This is a genomic window from Parabacteroides leei (genome assembly GCF_023369805.1).
In the GTDB taxonomy this organism is placed as follows: domain Bacteria; phylum Bacteroidota; class Bacteroidia; order Bacteroidales; family Tannerellaceae; genus Parabacteroides; species Parabacteroides leei.
Genome location: NZ_JAMBQG010000026.1, coordinates 23,986 through 41,268, shown reverse-complemented (window position 1 = coordinate 41,268; position 17,283 = coordinate 23,986). Strand labels below are relative to the sequence as shown.

At 42.4% G+C, this 17,283-nt stretch carries 13 protein-coding genes; 8 read left to right on the top strand and 5 right to left on the bottom strand.

Annotation, left to right across the window (positions count from 1 at the left end):
* Positions 1 to 188: 188 nt before the first annotated feature.
* Both M1P97_RS23970 and M1P97_RS23965 read right to left on the bottom strand, forming a co-directional pair.
* The gene (locus M1P97_RS23970; protein ID WP_249390407.1) at positions 189 to 1,199 is read right to left on the bottom strand and encodes a FecR family protein; all 1,011 of its coding nucleotides are present in this window, start codon (positions 1,197 to 1,199) and stop codon (positions 189 to 191) included.
* Between the two features lie 189 nt (positions 1,200 to 1,388).
* Positions 1,389 to 2,669, bottom strand: coding sequence for a DcaP family trimeric outer membrane transporter (locus M1P97_RS23965; RefSeq protein WP_249390406.1), 1,281 nt, complete (start codon positions 2,667 to 2,669; stop codon positions 1,389 to 1,391).
* Between the two features lie 126 nt (positions 2,670 to 2,795).
* Here M1P97_RS23965 and M1P97_RS23960 point away from each other — a divergent pair, with 126 nt between their 5' ends.
* From M1P97_RS23960 to rluF, 4 genes are read left to right on the top strand one after another with little or no spacing between them, the layout of a single operon-like run.
* Positions 2,796 to 3,467: a peptidylprolyl isomerase gene (locus tag M1P97_RS23960; protein WP_195372048.1), complete on the top strand. Its 672-nt coding sequence runs from the start codon at positions 2,796 to 2,798 to the stop codon at positions 3,465 to 3,467.
* Between the two features lie 18 nt (positions 3,468 to 3,485).
* Positions 3,486 to 4,253, top strand: a complete 768-nt coding sequence (locus M1P97_RS23955; protein ID WP_249390405.1) for a peptidylprolyl isomerase — start codon at positions 3,486 to 3,488, stop codon at positions 4,251 to 4,253.
* A complete protein-coding gene (locus tag M1P97_RS23950) occupies positions 4,250 to 5,632 on the top strand; it encodes an MATE family efflux transporter (RefSeq protein ID WP_249390404.1) in 1,383 nt (460 codons plus the stop codon). The genes M1P97_RS23955 and M1P97_RS23950 overlap by 4 nt, the downstream gene beginning before the upstream one ends.
* Positions 5,616 to 6,533, top strand: a complete 918-nt coding sequence (rluF, locus tag M1P97_RS23945) for a 23S rRNA pseudouridine(2604) synthase RluF (RefSeq protein ID WP_195372045.1) — start codon at positions 5,616 to 5,618, stop codon at positions 6,531 to 6,533. The genes M1P97_RS23950 and rluF overlap by 17 nt, the downstream gene beginning before the upstream one ends.
* A 367-nt stretch (positions 6,534 to 6,900) precedes the next feature.
* On the opposite strand, the gene M1P97_RS23940 is transcribed toward rluF, so the two are convergent.
* Positions 6,901 to 9,009 carry a dipeptidyl-peptidase 5 gene (locus tag M1P97_RS23940; RefSeq protein ID WP_394803944.1) on the bottom strand — a complete coding sequence of 703 codons (2,109 nt, stop codon included), beginning with the start codon at positions 9,007 to 9,009 and terminating at the stop codon, positions 6,901 to 6,903.
* An 85-nt stretch (positions 9,010 to 9,094) separates the two neighbouring features.
* On the opposite strand from M1P97_RS23940, the gene M1P97_RS23935 reads away from it, so the two are divergent.
* The 3 genes from M1P97_RS23935 (at position 9,095) to M1P97_RS23925 (ending at position 12,781) form a co-directional block, all read left to right on the top strand.
* Entirely contained in the window at positions 9,095 to 9,586 is a 492-nt protein-coding gene (locus tag M1P97_RS23935; protein ID WP_075556798.1) for an SPOR domain-containing protein, read from the top strand.
* 145 nt (positions 9,587 to 9,731) lie between these two features.
* Positions 9,732 to 11,255, top strand: coding sequence for a DUF6057 family protein (locus M1P97_RS23930; RefSeq protein ID WP_317243509.1), 1,524 nt, complete (start codon positions 9,732 to 9,734; stop codon positions 11,253 to 11,255).
* A complete protein-coding gene (locus tag M1P97_RS23925; RefSeq protein ID WP_249390402.1) occupies positions 11,255 to 12,781 on the top strand; it encodes a TolB family protein in 1,527 nt (508 codons plus the stop codon). The genes M1P97_RS23930 and M1P97_RS23925 overlap by 1 nt, the downstream gene beginning before the upstream one ends.
* Before the next feature lie 130 nt (positions 12,782 to 12,911).
* Here M1P97_RS23925 and M1P97_RS23920 read toward each other — a convergent pair whose 3' ends face one another.
* The gene (locus M1P97_RS23920; protein ID WP_249390401.1) at positions 12,912 to 13,790 is read right to left on the bottom strand and encodes a carbohydrate kinase family protein; all 879 of its coding nucleotides are present in this window, start codon (positions 13,788 to 13,790) and stop codon (positions 12,912 to 12,914) included.
* Between the two features lie 166 nt (positions 13,791 to 13,956).
* Complete coding sequence (locus M1P97_RS23915; protein ID WP_249390400.1) at positions 13,957 to 16,695, bottom strand: substrate-binding domain-containing protein; 2,739 nt, start codon at positions 16,693 to 16,695, stop codon at positions 13,957 to 13,959.
* A 101-nt stretch (positions 16,696 to 16,796) separates the two neighbouring features.
* On the opposite strand from M1P97_RS23915, the gene M1P97_RS23910 reads away from it, so the two are divergent.
* Positions 16,797 to 17,270, top strand: coding sequence for a WbuC family cupin fold metalloprotein (locus M1P97_RS23910; protein WP_195372039.1), 474 nt, complete (start codon positions 16,797 to 16,799; stop codon positions 17,268 to 17,270).
* Positions 17,271 to 17,283 lie beyond the last annotated feature (13 nt).

Below are 17,283 nucleotides of genomic sequence, written 5' to 3'. Positions count from 1 at the left end.
GTTTTAATAAATGATGTTTGTTAAGACAGGCAGAGATACTTTACAACCCAGTGGCTCAATACTGTTCTGAAAGTCCCTGCTGAAAATCAGTGAAGGCAGTAGTGTAGCAGCACTACTGCTTTTTTCATGTATTTTATCATCTAGTGTTTATCATAGGCATTCCGTTTTTTTTATGTTAGACTTAATGTTTATAATATTAATATAATATTATCTCCTTCGAGTCGGCTTCGAAGCCCTGTCGTAAAGCAGATGGCTTCAATTACAGCCTCGATACTTTTGTTATCATGGGTACCCGTAATGCGGTAATCACAATCTTTACATTGCAGAATCACTTTTCGATTATAAGTACGGTTGATTGTTTTAATTACTTCACGGATCGGTTCTTTGTTAAAATACAGGGAACCATGTATCCATTTTATATAGTTGTTTTCCTCAATGGTTTCCTTACGAACGTTCCCGTCTATTTTATTGATCGAAAGGTGTTCATTCGGTGAAACAGCCAGCTGAAGGTCCTGGTCGGCAACATTTACCCTGACTTTTCCTGTCGATACGGTTAGTTTGATAAATTCATCTTCTTTGTAAGATTTGAAATCGAATGAAGTACCCAATACCTTTACCTGGGCCTCTCCGCTTTTTATAACAAAAGGTTTATCCGGATCGGGAGTCACATCGAAGAACCCCTCTCCTTCTATCTCTATGGTACGTTCTTCTTTATTAAAATTATTGGGGATGCGAACCTTTGTATCAGAATTAAGAATAATCTTCGTGCCATCTGCCAACTGTATACTTTTCTTTTCGCCTTTTGCTGATATCTTTTCCGTATAAGTAATCATCCGTTGCGGACGGTCGTAGATTTTTAATAAACCGAACGTCACACTGAAAGCAAGAATTAAAATAGCTGCAATCCGATAAAAACCGTTCAAACGGTTTTTATTCCTAACACCCGTGTTAGCGGACTTATTTTTATGTTCGATCTTTGATAATAAGGAAGAAACTTCTTTGCGTAATTCTGTTTCCCTTTCTGAAGTCGGTTGGGCCATATCCCTATCGATAGCATCCCAAAGCGGCTGGATAGCAGAATCCAACCCGGCATGGCTATCCGGAGATTTCAGCCATTGAAGCAATGTTCGCAATTCCTGTTCCGAACATTGATCTTTTATATATTTTTGAAGAAGCGATATGATGATCGTGTCTCTCATAAGTATCTTTATAAAATAATTGTTTTTTTTAGTCTGTTTATAAAGGATACACACAAAAGATTCCCGTCTAGGGGTCGATAAGTATTATTTAATACACATTAACAGTCATAATAAGAAAAATCTTGTCATCCTGCGCTTGAAACGCGATGACAAGATTCTCATTCAGTAACTATTTATATGCTTAATCTTTTAGAAACTATACTGTATTGCCACATTCAAACGGTTGGCATGACGTGTCTGATCATTAAAGTCGGTTCGCCATCCTCTAAGATATTCGGCGCCAACCTGCAGATCCGGAGTCACATTCCAGAACAGGTTCGCCACCAGATACTGCCCATACCGGTATTGTTCGGAAGGAGTTACGGGGTAGTTGTTGTCGCTATACAAGCGGGATTGACTGTAAGTACTTGAAATAAAAACTTTCGGTGTGATATTATACTGCAATCCGGCATACCACCCCATCATAGGAAGTACCTGCATAGCGCCTTGTTTCTCCGGATCCGGCACAATATCGACGTTTAAATTACTTAAATCGTTCAGGTATTGCCCGATGCCACGACCATAGGTTGCCTGTCCGTAAAACTGTAGCTTTTTACAGAGATTAAATGTTGTTGAAACAAAAGTACCCCATCCCACTTTCGACTCGGCTTTCTGTTGCTCCAAATTATCATAAGTCATACTACGGACGATACCGGCTGCACGCACATGACCGCTATTCCAGCCATACTGAATATAGGCAGGGAAATTGGGCATACGCTGAGTCGTGATATTCGTATTCTTATTAGTTATACCATCTACCACAGGCATTTCTACTCCCAATCCGGCTTTCCATCCTTTAGCAAAAGAACGTTCATAACTGAATTGTGTGGAACGATAGAATATTTGTCCGTTAGGTCCGGCAAAGTCTATCGTAGGCGGAAGAGCCGACAGATCCATAAATAAACCATAGTTATATCCGACCGTAAAACCCATAAAAGAGGCATAGGCATTCTGCAATTCGAATGTCTTTCCATCGCCCCGAAAGTTACCGGCTGTATACACCACAATATCACCCAGTTTACCAGTCCGCCCTACCAACTTCAGGAAAATCGTACTGGTGGTTACATCCATCTGGAACTGGTTATTTACATTAGAAGCCCCTTTATTGGGTATCAACGAAGGATAAAAGTCCACATCATCGGAAATACCTCCGAAATCATACTCGGCAGTTGCTTTTACATATCCGCCGATACCTAATGCAAACTTACCTTTCCTGTCTGTCAGCACGAAACGGGGTGCTTTCGGATCATGAAAACGCTTATTTTCCGTATCATTCATAATCCTGACAATTTCACTTCCGGCCTTATCCATCGAAATAAACATGATAGAGTTCGGCACTTCATCCTCTATCACCACTTTCTGAGCCTGAGCATGGCCCGGCAACAATCCTAACCCGAGCAGAAAGATCGCTCCTTTAACAAATGATTTCATAAATGTGTTTTGTTTAGACGTTTTACCAGTAAGGAACAAGCATCACATGAAAAGGTTGTGTTAAAAGGTTGCGTTAACGACTAAAAGTAACTATTTTTGTTGCCTTAATAACAAAATAAAACGAAGATGAAGAAGCTGTTTGCTATATGTGTATTAGTTGCCGGATTATTGACATCCGTTCATTCGCAAGCGCAGGATGTTGAGACACTCGTTCAGATCGACACCGACATGGGAAAGATCAAGGTAAAGTTATTTAACGACACCCCGCAACACCGGGATAATTTTATCAAAAATGTGAAAGAAAAACGTTACGACGGCCTACTGTTCCACCGTGTGATCAAACAGTTTATGATACAAGGCGGCGACATTAATTCGAAAGATGCACCTATCGAACAGCATTTGGGCGATGGTGATCCGGGTTATACCATTCCCGCCGAAATCATTTATCCGAAATATTTCCACAAACGTGGCATGCTATGTGCAGCCCGTACCAGTGACGACGAAAATCCGGAACGCGCCTCATCCGGTACGCAATTCTATATCGTGACCGGAAAGTTCTATACTGAAATGGAACTGGATAAGATGGAGAAGAGCGACAATAAAACCTTTACCCCCGAAGAACGCCAAGCCTATATGCTTGAAGGCGGGGCACCTCATCTGGATAATAAATATACCGTTTTCGGTGAAGTTGTCAAAGGAATGAAAGTTGTAGATAAAATACAGTTTGTCGAAACAAATGAGGACGACAGGCCGTTAAAGAATATAAAGATCAAGACAATGACTCTTGTCGATAAATAATCATTAAACAAAATAAGAATGGAAACGCAAACAAAAGAGACACAGGTATTGATGAAAACCAGCTTGGGCAACATCAAACTGAAACTATACAACGAAACACCGAAACATCGTGATAACTTTATCAAACAGGTAGAGGACGGAACTTACAACGGCCTGCTTTTCCATCGTGTGATCAAGGATTTCATGGTGCAAGGTGGTGATGTAACCTCAAAAGATGCTCCTATGAGTAAACAGTTAGGAGCCGGTGACCTGGGATATACCGTACCGGCCGAATTTGTTTATCCGAAATATTTCCATAAAAAAGGAGCTCTTTCTGCCGCCCGTACTAGTGACGAGGTTAATCCGGAGAAAGAATCTTCTGCCTCCCAGTTCTATATCGTCACCGGAAAGGTATACAAAGATGCCGAACTGGACCAGATGGAGAAACAAAAAGAAGGCCGCCTGAAACAAGCGATTTTCGCACGCCTGCAAAAAGAAAACAGTGCCAAGATCAAAGCGGCTTATCAAAGTGGTGACAAAGCCGAACTGGCTATTATCCGCGATACCCTGATCGGCAAGACAGAAATGGAAGCAGAAAAGCGTAAGGATGAAGCCAAACTGACTCCGGAACAACGGGAAGCCTACAAAACAATCGGCGGCGTTCCTTTCCTGGACAATGAATATACGGTTTATGGCGAAGTGGTAGAAGGATTGGATATTGTGGACGCCATCCAAAATGTCAAGACCAACCGACAGGACCGTCCGTTGGAAAATGTGGTTATCGAATCGGTTGAGATACTTGAATGATACAATTCTCTGCTTATAAAGAACATTACAAAGATACAATCTGCCTGGGTGTCCCGATCATGTTGGGACAGCTGGGCATTATTATTGTCGGGTTTGCCGACAACATCATGGTGGGGCATCACAGTACCAACGAACTGGCTGCCGCCTCGTTCGTCAATAACTTCTTTAACCTGGCTTTTATCTTCGGAATGGGTTTCTCCTATGGCCTCACTCCTATTATCGGTGGACTTTTTGCCGGTAATGAGCTCAAAAAAGCCGGCGAAACACTGAAGAACAGTTTATTTATCAACTTCATCGTCGGTATATTACTCAGCCTTTGCATGCTTCTATTGCTCTTCAATATTGAGATATTGGATCAGCCGGAAGAGCTGATGCCTTATATCGTTCCTTATTATATTCTTCAGTTATTTTCCGTCGTATTCGCCATGTTGTTCAACTCTTTCAAACAATTCAGCGACGGGACGACCGATACGGTTACTCCTATGTGGATCATGCTGGGAGCCAATGTATTGAATATTATCGGGAACTATTTTCTTATTTACGGTAAATGCGGTGTGCCGGAAATGGGACTGACCGGAGCCGGGATATCTACGCTCGCCAGCCGTATCCTGACATTCATCGTTTTCTTTATCCTTTTCCTGCGGCATAATAAATACAAAGAATACCTGAAAGGTTTCAAGGAAGGTGTCATCAACCGGGTGAATCTGAGCAATCTGATCCGGATGGGATTTCCTGTCGGCCTGTTAATGGGGGTCGAAACAGGTTCATTCAGCTTAAGTGTAATCATGATGGGATGGATAGGCAGTACGGCATTGGCTGCCCATCAGGTACTTGGAGTCATTACCACACTGGGATTCATGGTCTATTACGGTATAGCCGCCGCCGTTACTATACGGGTAAGTGCTTTCAAAGGCCGGGGAGACTGGCTGGATATACGTCGGGCATCCTTCGCCGGGCTGCACCTGATTATGGGAGTAGCCGTTATATTTGTCCTGTTTATCCTCGCTTTCCATAAGAATATGGGATATCTGTTCACACCAGAGCATGACGTGGTAGCGATGGTAGCTCTTTTATCCTGGTCGGTCATCCTGTATCAGTTCGGAGACGGGTTGCAAATACTATTCGCAAACGCTTTACGCGGCATAGCCGATGTAAAATATATGGCTTACATGGCGTTCTTCTGTCATTTCGGACTGGCTTTACCAATCGGATACATCTGTGGATTTGTATTTGATTGGGGAGCGATCGGTATCTGGTGTGGTTTTCCGGTCAGCCTGACAACGTTAGGTATATTGCTTTGGAGGAGATTCGATAAATTATATTATCTTTGTGCCTTCACTAAATCAGATTCCAGTTTTCACAATGCAAATACGAATTAATAAATACATTAGCGAAAGCGGATTCTGTTCGCGACGGGAAGCCGACAAATATATCGAGCAAGGTGCCGTAACCCTTGACGGAAAAAGGGTAGAAATGGGAACCCAGGTCTCTCCCGGACAAGTGGTGAGAGTATTCGGCGAGATCATCAGCGGTAAAGCTGAATCGATTATCATCGTTTACAACAAACCGGTAGGCATTGTCAGCACAACCGATCCGGCCGAACGCGACAACGTAATAAATGCTATCGGGCATCCCGAACGCATCTTCCCTATCGGCCGCCTGGACAAAGATTCTCAGGGGTTGTTATTGCTTACCAATGAAGGGGATATAGTCAACAAGATACTCCGCGTCAACAACAATCATGATAAAGAATATTTCGTAACGGTAGATAAACCGGTTACAACTGATTTTATCAAGCGTATGCAGGGAGGCATTCCCATTTTAGGAGTCGTCACCCGTAAATGCGAGATTACCCAGAAGGGAACAAACTCGTTTAATATCGTTTTACGCCAGGGACTCAACCGGCAGATTCGCCGTATGTGCGAGTATTTAGGCTACAATGTTACAAAACTGCAACGCACCCGCATCATGCACATTCACCTGAAAGACCTGAAAATCGGACAATACCGCAACCTCAATCCCGAAGAGTCCGAAACATTGTACAAGAAGATTGCCAACTCAGTGAAAACAGAAGAGGCCTCAGCTAAGAAAGGTAAACCTGCCGGGAAAAGCAGTACTGCTCCTAAAAACAGTACGGTTACCAAAAGTCAACAGGCCAAGCCTTCCCCCGCTAAAAAGGAACGGTCAGCATCGGGTAGCAACTTCAAATCGGCTAAGCCGGCAGCCGGCAGAAAAACGTCTTACAACCCTAAGAGCAAGACGCAAAGACGCTCCAGGTAAGCATGTAAGATTGAGTTTTTGCAAAAAACATTCACCCGATACCAGCAATAAGTACCATTTAACCAACATCCCGTCACCCACTATCATCAAACCGGTTAGGAACTAAGCCTTTAGTAATAACTTACAAATCAAGCAACCTTTGTCGTCAAGCTTTGCGACCAAGGTCGTTAAGCAAATAAGATATAGGGAATGGTTTATTTATCAGGCATCTGTCATTCAATAGACAAAGACATAAGTACTAATAATAAGCAATCTTGAAAGGAGAAAAAAAGTGAATGGTTTATATAAACCATTCACCCATATCGCACACATTCAATATACTGTTTTACAACTAATAAGCCCTTAAAGGGTGAACGGTGAACGTTTTTTAATTCTTCTTCAACCACTGATCCAGCCATTCGAAGAAAGTACGTTGCCACAACACGCCGTTCTGCGGTTTCAAAACCCAATGGTTTTCATCCGGGTAGATCAACAGTTCGGCAGGAACACCGCGAAGTACGGCAGCATTGAAAGCAGCCATTCCCTGACCGGCAAGGATACGGTAATCCTTTTCCCCGTGAATACACAGGATGGGAGTGTCCCATTTGTCTACAAACAGGTGCGGAGAATTAGCGAATGTACGTTGAGCTACCGGATTGTTCTTTTCCCAGTAAGCACCGCCCATATCCCAGTTGGCGAACCACATTTCTTCTGTTTCCAGATATTGCATTTCCATATTGAAGATACCATCGTGGGCAATGAATGCCTTAAAGCGTTTATTGTGATGACCGGCTAACCAATACACTGAGAAACCTCCGAAGCTGGCACCGACACAACCCAGACGATCATTGTCTACATACGGTTCTTTCGCCATTTCGTCAATAGCTGTAAAGTAGTCCTTCATACACTGGCCACCGTAATCGCCACTGATGGCCTCGTTCCACTCTTTACCGAAGCCCGGCAAACCGCGACGGTTGGGAGCTACGATTATATAATCGTTGGCAGCCATAATCTGGAAGTTCCAACGGTAAGACCAGAACTGGCTGACCGGACTCTGAGGACCACCCTGGCAGAACAATAAAGTAGGATATTTTTTATTCGGGTCGAAGTTAACAGGATAGATCACCCAGGTAAGCATTTCCTTGCCATCGGTAGTTTTCATCCAACGTTCTTCCACCTTACCCATTGTGAGCTGATCGTAGATATACTGGTTTTCAGTAGTCAACTGAGCAACAGCATGATCGCCTGCCAGATCGATAGCATAGATTTCATCCCCCATACTCATAGAATGACGTTTTGCCAGCAATTTGTTATCGCCACACAAAGTCACACCCTCGTAATCATACATTCCACTTGTCAACGGAGTGAGTGTATTACCGGTTGTCAGATCTATTTGATATACCTGGCTCTCACCATGCCATACGCCTGTAAAATACAACTTCTGAGCATCTTTGCTCCAGCAGAATCCGTCGACACTGGAATCGAACGCTTTACTTACGAAAGTCTTCTCACCCGTCTCCAGGTTCATTACCATCAGACGGTTCTGGTCAGATTCATAACCGTCATGTTCCATACTCAACCAGGCAATACTTTTACCGTCAGGAGAGTATTGCGGATTAGTATCGTATCCCATCATACCTTCACTGATATTTACCGTCTGCTTCGTATTCAGATCATATACATAAATATCCGAGTTAGTAGAAAGGCTGTATTCCTTTCCTGTTTTCTTGCGGCTGGTATAAGCTACCTTGTCGGAAGTAGTATTCCATGCCAGTTGTTCAATACCGCCGAAAGGCTTCAACGGCGATTCGAACAGTTCACCTTCCATCACATCGACAGGATTGCTCATCTTGCTTCCATCGAAGTCGGCAACGAAAGGATGCGGAGCGGTTGTCACCCATTCATCCCAATGCTTGTACATCAGGTCAGTAACAATGACACCGGTAGCCTTATCCAGATCCGGATATTTATCGGCTGTGCTCGGTACCGTCTTTACCTGCGAAATAAAAAGGACTTTCTTTTCGTCCGGTGAGAAAGCAAATCCTTCGATATCGCCGTCATAGTTGGACAGTTGCTTGCGATCGGTTCCGTCCGGATTCATTTCCCAAAGTTGGCTGCTACCACTTTCACCCGAAAGGAAAGCGATCTTTGTTCCTCCTTTAATCCAGGTTGCTTCATTTTCCGAGAAGGGAGTGTGAGTGATCTGTTTATTGTCAGATCCGTCGGCGTTCATTACAAATACTTCCCGGTTACTAGTGTTCAACGGTACACTGTAATAGGCAACCGTATAAACGACTTTTTGTCCGTCCGGAGATACGTTCATCCCTCCGATACGGCCCATAGCCCAAAGAGCCTCAGGCGTCATTCGTCCGTCGGTAATCTTGATTTCCGAGCGTCCGATAACGGGTCTTGTGTCCTCTGCTTTTTTAGCATCTTGGTTACAAGCACCTAGTAATACGGATGTTGCCATAACCATTGTTGCAATAGATTTATTCATGTACATTATAATATATTATATTCTGTGTGCGAAATTAGTAAATATAATTTATATCTTTGCACAAGTAATTTAAGAACTGAACAGTATGAACAAGATTTGGTTATTTGGAGCCGCTATAAGTATGGTATTAGCATTCGGCTCATGTAAACCTAAACAGAGTGCTTATAAGGCTGCTTACGAACAAGCCAAAGAAAAAGAATCTACAGCTCCTGTTGAGGTAGTAGAACAAGAAGAAGAGGTGGTAGAGGAAGTCGCTCCGGTTTCCAAACCCAGAACTTCAACTGCGACAACACGTGCGGAAAGAATCAATGCCGCACAGGGTGAAGATGCAAGCCGTCTGAAACGTTACAGTGTAGTAATCGGTAGCTTCAAAAACAAAACAAATGCTTACGCCCTGAAAGAACGTATGCAGAATGATGGCTACAATGCAGTGTTAGGTGAAAACGAACAAGGTATGTTGCGTGTGATCGTTGCCAGCTTCAATGATAAAGCCGATGCAGCCGACAGCCGCGACGCTATTAAATCTAAATATGCTCCTAATTTCCAGGATGCATGGTTGCTGGAAAGACAATATTGATTGGGTGATTAATAGAAGATTTATATATAAGTAAACTACTTATTATTAATAATCTGAAAAGGGATATTCGTTACCGGATAATCCCTTTTCATGTATAAAGACCTCTAGTCTTTCTTTTTTTGTATATTTAACCGTTAAAGCTAGTATGATGTTAAAGACTTTTTTGAAATCGCCCATTCCATTGTTTCCGTTATTATCCTTCTTCGGATTCTGTTTTTTCACAGGCATATTATATAAAGATATGTTTTATATGGCGGAACAACATAGCTTATTTGTTTTTGACCGCCAGGTTATGCAGTTTATCCTGAACCAACCGTTTGGTGAAGCGCTTTGTACAGGACGTTTCCTACTGTTATCCTTTCATGAACCCATACTGGGTGGAATGTTACTCTCATTGATCCTGACCGCTACGGTATGTCTACTTAAATATATCTTCTCTTTACAAGGGAAATGGGAATGTTTTTCCCTCCTGCCCTCCATTCTGGTTATATGGTATTTAGTTCAGAAAGGCTCGAATCTTTATTACCAGCAGGAACCTTCGGTTGTCTTTCTGTGGCCGGTTGCCTTATTATTATGTACCGGAGTTATCGCTATTTTAAAAAGATGCTTTTTAAAAAAAGAGAAACCAAAAGTAACTCCTTCAAATCGTTTCTCATGGGGGATCTCTGTTCTCTTATTCGCAACACTCTATATTTATGGATGGACAGGCAAAGAGAATGAACGTTTAACAGCTACATCACAGCGTCTTATGCAAGAACAAGACTGGAATAGTATGATAGAAATAGCACAAAAAGCTAAGCATCCAACCCGTAGCGTTGCCGCTTATCATGCCATCGCTCTCCTTCAGACCAACCAGCTACTAACCCGTTTATTCGAGATCCCTTATCAGTATCCGGACCCGGGATTAATTAATCGCGGTGGCCAGCCGGATGACGGAACCGACCTATATCTGGCCGATTGTTGCTTCGCTACCGGACTGTTCTATCAGGCCTATCATCAGGCAATGGAACGAATGGTTATCGACGGCCCGAATTGCTATACATTGAAACAACTGTTCTTTTGTTCATTACTGAATGAGGAATATGTGCTGGCTAACAAATATTTATATCTACTGATGCAGGTTCCCACCGAAAGAGGGTTTGTACGCAAATATATGCCTCTGGTCGCTAACCCTGAGAAGATAATGACCCATCCTTATTTTAGTAAAATATTGGAATTGGTTCCTATGGAAGATCACTTCGAGCAGGAATACCGCTCCCCGGTTTTTGTAGGATATAACGTGCAGATAACGAACGCTCGGAATTTACAGGCATTCGAAGTATCACTGGCTGCTTGCTTATACACAAAAATGTTACCGGAAACTTTCAACCGGACCCGCCCTTATGCAGGAAAGCAATTACCTCCCCTCGTTGAACAGGCAATCGTCTTATACAGCCTGACCAGCAATGCTGATATTCTGAAATATTTCAAAATCAATCCGCAAACGATAAGTCGGGTAAAAGAGTTTGTTACCCGCTACGTCAGGAATGGTTCTGTCGACCCGGATAACTTTGAAGAGTTAAGAAAGGAATATAGTAACTTCTACCCTTATTACTTTTATTGCGAAAATATAATTAATGAAACTGACATGGCTAAATATCAATCATTAATGAAAGGAGGCGTCAACTAATGAAAAAACAAATAATATACATACTGAATCTGACGTTGGCATTGTATCTTTGCCTGTTTACTGCCTGTTCGTCAAAACCCGGAGTACCTGCTGCCTATACAGATGCACAGCAATCGGTATCTATCTATCCAGACTATAAAGATATCATCATTCCTCCTAATATAGCTCCGCTTAATTTTCTGGTACGTTCTCCCGGTAAAGAGTTCGTTGCGGTTTTAGCCGGGAAACATTCACAGTTGGAAACATCTTCTTCCGGAACGCCTTCAATCTGTTTTAAAGAACCAGACTGGCAGGATTTTATTCGCAAGCATAAAGGAGAGCCACTGAAAATGACAATCTATGCAAATACCGGGAAAGAATGGGTACGCTATCCATCCTATACAATCGGGATCGCCAACGAAAATATCGATCCTTACATTTCTTATCGTCTGATCGAACCGGGATATTCGCTTTATCGCCAATTGGGATTATACCAACGCAACCTGACTACATTTGAGGAACAGCCTATTTACGAAAATAACCGTACGTTCGATTTCCATGAGAATCATTGCGTAAACTGCCACAACTATCAGAATTATAGTACACGGAACATGCTTTTTCATGTCCGGACGAATCATAGCGGAACAATTATTGCACGTGGAGAAAAGATCGAGAAGATCGATTTCCGTCATGATTCGATTCTCGGTGGGGCTGTCTATCCGTCCTGGCACCCGAATAGAGATTGGATCGTGTTCTCCTCTAATAAAACTGGACAGGCTTTCCATACGATGAACCGGGAGAAGGTTGAAGTGATAGACCAGGCTTCGGATATTATATTTTATGATATTGAACAAAAGAAAGTCAGGAATATATTCAAAACAGACAGTTTGCTGGAGACATTTCCTTGTTGGTCACCAGACGGCAACCGGATTTATTATTGTGTAGCCGACCTGAATACTTTACGTTCAGATTCCGGGTCGATAACGACTGCCGATTTTCTGCGTAAATACGATCGTTTACATTACAATATAATGAGCTTGCCCTTCGATTCTTCTTCCTGTAGTTTCGGTGAACCGGTAATAGAAGTGGATTGCTCCGCACGCGGACAAAGTGCATCCGTTCCCCGCATAAGTCCGGACGGACGGTTCCTGCTTTTCACACAAAGCAATTATGGACAATTCCATATCTGGCATAAAAGTGCCGATCTATATGTAAAGAATTTAGAGAACGATTCCATATACCCTTTAGATGAAACAAACAGCAAAGATTCCGACAGTTATCATAGCTGGAGCAGCAATGGCCGATGGATCGTTTTCAGTTCGCGCAGGGACGATGGCTCTTATACTCGTTTGTACATTACTTACTTCGATAAGGAGGGACAAGCCTACAAGGCATTTCTGTTACCTCAACAAAGCCCGGAACAAAATATGACCTTACTGAAAAGTTATAACGTGCCGGAACTGACAACAGACAAGATTAATATAATGCCGGACACCTTTAAGAAAATAATATACCAAACTCAGGCTGAATCCGTCACTTACCATTAAATTAAAAGGCCCGGAGGATACCGGACCTTTCTTACCAACCTAAATTAAAAACCTAAAACTAACCATCTTTTTGCCTTAAAACATAAACGTAAACCTATACATAATTATCTTACATTGAAACATCCTTAATTTATTCGTATGCTGGCCATGCCCCCTGATTGGAACAAACAAACGCTGCAATCTTCACGGCATACCGATGTGCCTCACTTAGTTTCGCCCCATGTAACAGTGACATTATCAGGGCAGCCGAAAATGCATCACCTGCTCCTACCGTATCGATCACTTCCACTTTCGGGGTCTGTAACGTTGAAATTTCTTCCGGCGTGTAAACCGTACTGTATGAAGCACCGGCAGTCAGTACCACCATTCTTAAGTTATAATTCTTCATGAACCAGGTAGCGATCTTCTCTTCAGAACCTGCTAAGTCAAATAACTCTTTCAATCGAAGTAGCTCCTCGTCATTCATCTTCAACACATTCGCCAGATAAAGCGATTCCTCTATCAATACTTTATCATAATAGTGCTGACGCAAATTAATATCAAACAAACGATAAGCCGTATCCGGAGCAAAAGAAAGAATTGCCTGAATAGCATCACGCGATTGTAAGGAACGCTGTCCTAATGTCCCGAAACAGATAGCATCTACACGTTCTGCCAGATCGACAGCAACCGATGTAGGCGACATATGATCCCATGCAACCCTTTCGGTAATCGTATATTCGGGAATCCCGTCCTCTTTCAATTCGACATTAACTGTCCCGGTAGGATAAGGTACTTTATCTATCAGATACTGGATGGAATTTTTATCCAGTTCGTTCAATATCTCATGCCCGTTATCATCATCACCAATGGCACTGATAGCATATCCCTCCGCCCCCAGACGGGAAGCATGGTAAACAAAATTGATCGGTGCACCGCCTGCAGTCTTTCCTGTAGGAAGTAAATCCCAAAGGAGTTCACCTATACCGACTACAACCGGCTTTCTATTTTGTTGCTTCATTTGTTCCATTGTGCAGATATTCCTTGTTCAAATTGCTTTCTAACTTTTGATGATGCAAAACTAAAAGAAGGAACAAACACCGGCAATAACATATGCTACAAGATCGATAACAATCGTTACATAATAAATTTAGTATCGACAGCAATACACAGATGTTACATAGATGTAACGAGAGTTATTCTTTTCCCAGATATTCGGTAGGTGTAATATTATACAGGGCTTTAAAGCATTTGGAAAAGTATGCCGGAGAAGCGAAACCGGTAGCATAGGCTACTTCATTCACATTATATGTCTTTTGTTGCAACAAGGCGGCAGCCCGCTTCAACCGATAATTCCGTAAAAAGTCAGTAGGTGTTACTCCGACCAGTTCTTTTACTTTCCGGTAGAGGTGTACCCGGGAAAGCCCGATCATCTCGCTAGCTTTCTCTATACTGAAGTCTGAGTCTGCATACGACTCTTCTATCAGTTTCAGGAACTTACTCATGAATAATTCATCCATACTTTCCACCTTCCCGAATTTCATATCCGAAGAACCGGACGATTGAAATTCCTGCGCCAGTGTATCCCGTAAGCGTGCCCGTTCTTCCAGCCGCTTAACGATACGCAATTTAACTTCTTCCATATTGAAAGGCTTCTGGATATATTCATCCGCCCCACTGGCTATCCCATACATACGCTGTTTATCGTCAGACAGGGCAGTAAGCAGGATTACAGGAATATGACTGAATGCGATATCTGATTTTATCTTCTTACATAACTCATATCCATTCATTTCCGGCATCATGATATCGCTCATAACCATAGAAACATCTTCTCTTTGTAATATTTCCCAAGCCTTTATCCCATTTTCGACCAATAAAATACGGAAGTTCTGTTTCAGTTCTTTCTGTAAGTATGCGCCAATATCAGGATCATCCTCAGCAATAAGAATAGTATAATCGTAAGTTCGCTTTACAATCTCCTCCATCTCTTTCGTATCCAGATTGGCTACTCCACTGGACAGTTCAGTCACGGAAGGAGCAAATGTACAGGTTTCATCAAAGTGAGATTTGCCTTTGAGGAGTTCGACGGTAAAGACTGTCAGCTTACCAGGTGTACTTTGTACCTCGATATGTCCTTTATGCATACTGACAAATTCATTGGTAAGATGAAGACCTATACCTGTTCCGGTTATATAATTCTGATCGCCGGTAAAGAATTGTTCAAATACGGAAGAAAGGTTTTCAGGAGGAATCCCTTTTCCATTATCTTCCACAGACAAAATCACATAACCTGCATGGTCCTGCAGACGGATGGTTACAGTTCCCCCATCCGGCGTAAACTTAAAAGCATTTGACAACAGGTTAGCCAATATCTTCTCCATTTTATCCGTATCCACCCAAAGAAGTACAGAAAGCATATCATGGTAAAAAGAATAGTTAATCTGTTTACTCTGTGCCATATTCTCAAAATAGGACTTTACCTCTTCAACAAAGGTTACCAGTTCGACTTGCGTAACATGCATATTCATTTTATTACTCTCCACCTTACGGAAGTCAAGCAATTGATTGACTACACGCTTCAATCGTTCTGCATTCTTCCTGATAATATGGATATCATCGGTTAATGGCGAGTTCTCCGGCAGTTCTTTCGACAATTTATTCAGTGGCCCCAAAATAAGAGTTAACGGTGTTTTTATTTCGTGGGACACATTCGTGAAAAATTGAAGTTTCCGGGCTGTTGCCTGTTCAATCTTACGATTGGCTATAGCCAGTTCCTCCTTTTGATGTTCGACCTGGATATTCGTTTGTTTCAGTTCATGATTTTTTCTTTGTACCTTTCTGTTGATATGTACCACATACAAGGCAAGCAGAATCAATAATCCCATCAACAAGAGGATCATTGCTACCGAGTTTTGCAGGAAACGGTATTGTGAAAAGATCTCATCCAGGTTATTACGTTGTTTCTCGATTTGTTCCTGATAGTTAGTCAACTGTTCAGATTGCAGATACATGGTTCCGGCATTCCCCTTATCAATCAGGGCAGACGTCAGAGCGTATTTCTTAGACACGAATTGACCGGTCAATATCTGCCAGGCCACTTTGATTGCCGTACTTCCTCCTGTCGGATACAGGAACGAAGCCGTTAAATATCCATTCCTGACAGCTTCTATTCCATGCCCCACGCCCGGTAATGCATCTATACCGATAAACTTGATCCTTTCTCCTGCCTTCGGGTCTTTCGTCATAATTACTTCCCGGGCAGCCATGGCCATCAGATCGTTATGAGCATAAACGATATCGATATCGTTAAACGAACCCAGGGCCGCAATATTTGTTTTTGTTTCTTCATTATGCCACCCACCCATCACCTCTTTCAAGGTAATAACATCATTCCCTATCAATGCATCGACAAATCCCTGGTGACGTTCGCGGGCAGAAGAAGAGCCTTTCCTTCCCCACACTTCAACAATTGTTGTCTTTTCTTTCAGTAATGAATTTACAAACAAGGCAGCAGAGCGTCCGATTTCATAATTATCCGCTCCAATAAACGCTGTGTATTCATCCGATTCAATCTTCCGGTCGATGATAATTGTGGGTATTCCGGCCCGAAATGCTTCAACGGCAACCGGTGTCAGAGGTTTGGATTCATTGGGGGATATAATGAGAAGATCTACCTTTTGTTTGATAAACTTCTGAATATCGGCAATCTGCCTCTCATTATCTTCTGCAGCATCTTTTATTTTTAATTTCAGGTTGGGATAATCAGAGGCTTTCACCTGCAAATCCAGTAACATAGCCTTTTGCCAAGGGTCGTTGCTAAAACATTGTGAGACTCCTACAACATAAGTCTTTTCCTTTTCTTCCCGCTTACAAGATAAAACCAGGGAGAGAAGAAAGATCACAAAACAGAAACGATGAATAAAAGACCTCATGTATATGTTGATTTTTAGGTTCTGCGCAAATGTAAGGATTATCAGTAGAACAACCAAGATTTATTTTGTACATTCGTAGCTCAAAATAAAACTTTTACGACATGAAAATAATTAATGAACAGCTACTTGACGAAACAACAGCCAGAGCAAAACAATCACCCCGGCTGCGCATGAATTACAATTTTCATGAAAAACTGGACGATCCGGTCAACCGACTGTTAAACGCAATGGAACCGGAAACCTATATTCGCCCGCATCGTCATCTCAACCCTAATAAGGATGAAATATTCCTGCTTCTCCGTGGCAAAGCGATGCTTTTCCTTTTTGACGAAAAGGGAAATATTACCGAAAAGCTGCTACTCGATCCGAAGGCCGGATCATACGGTGCGGAGATCGCTCCGGGTATATGGCATTGCCTGCTTGTTCTGGAGTCGGGCACAGTCGTTTATGAAGTAAAACCGGGTCCCTTCGCACCTTTAAGTCCGGAAAACATGGCCCCGTGGAGTCCGGAACCGGATGATGAAAAAAGTATCAGGGAATATCTGGATTATCTATCATCCCAAATAAAGATATAACATCATAAAACAT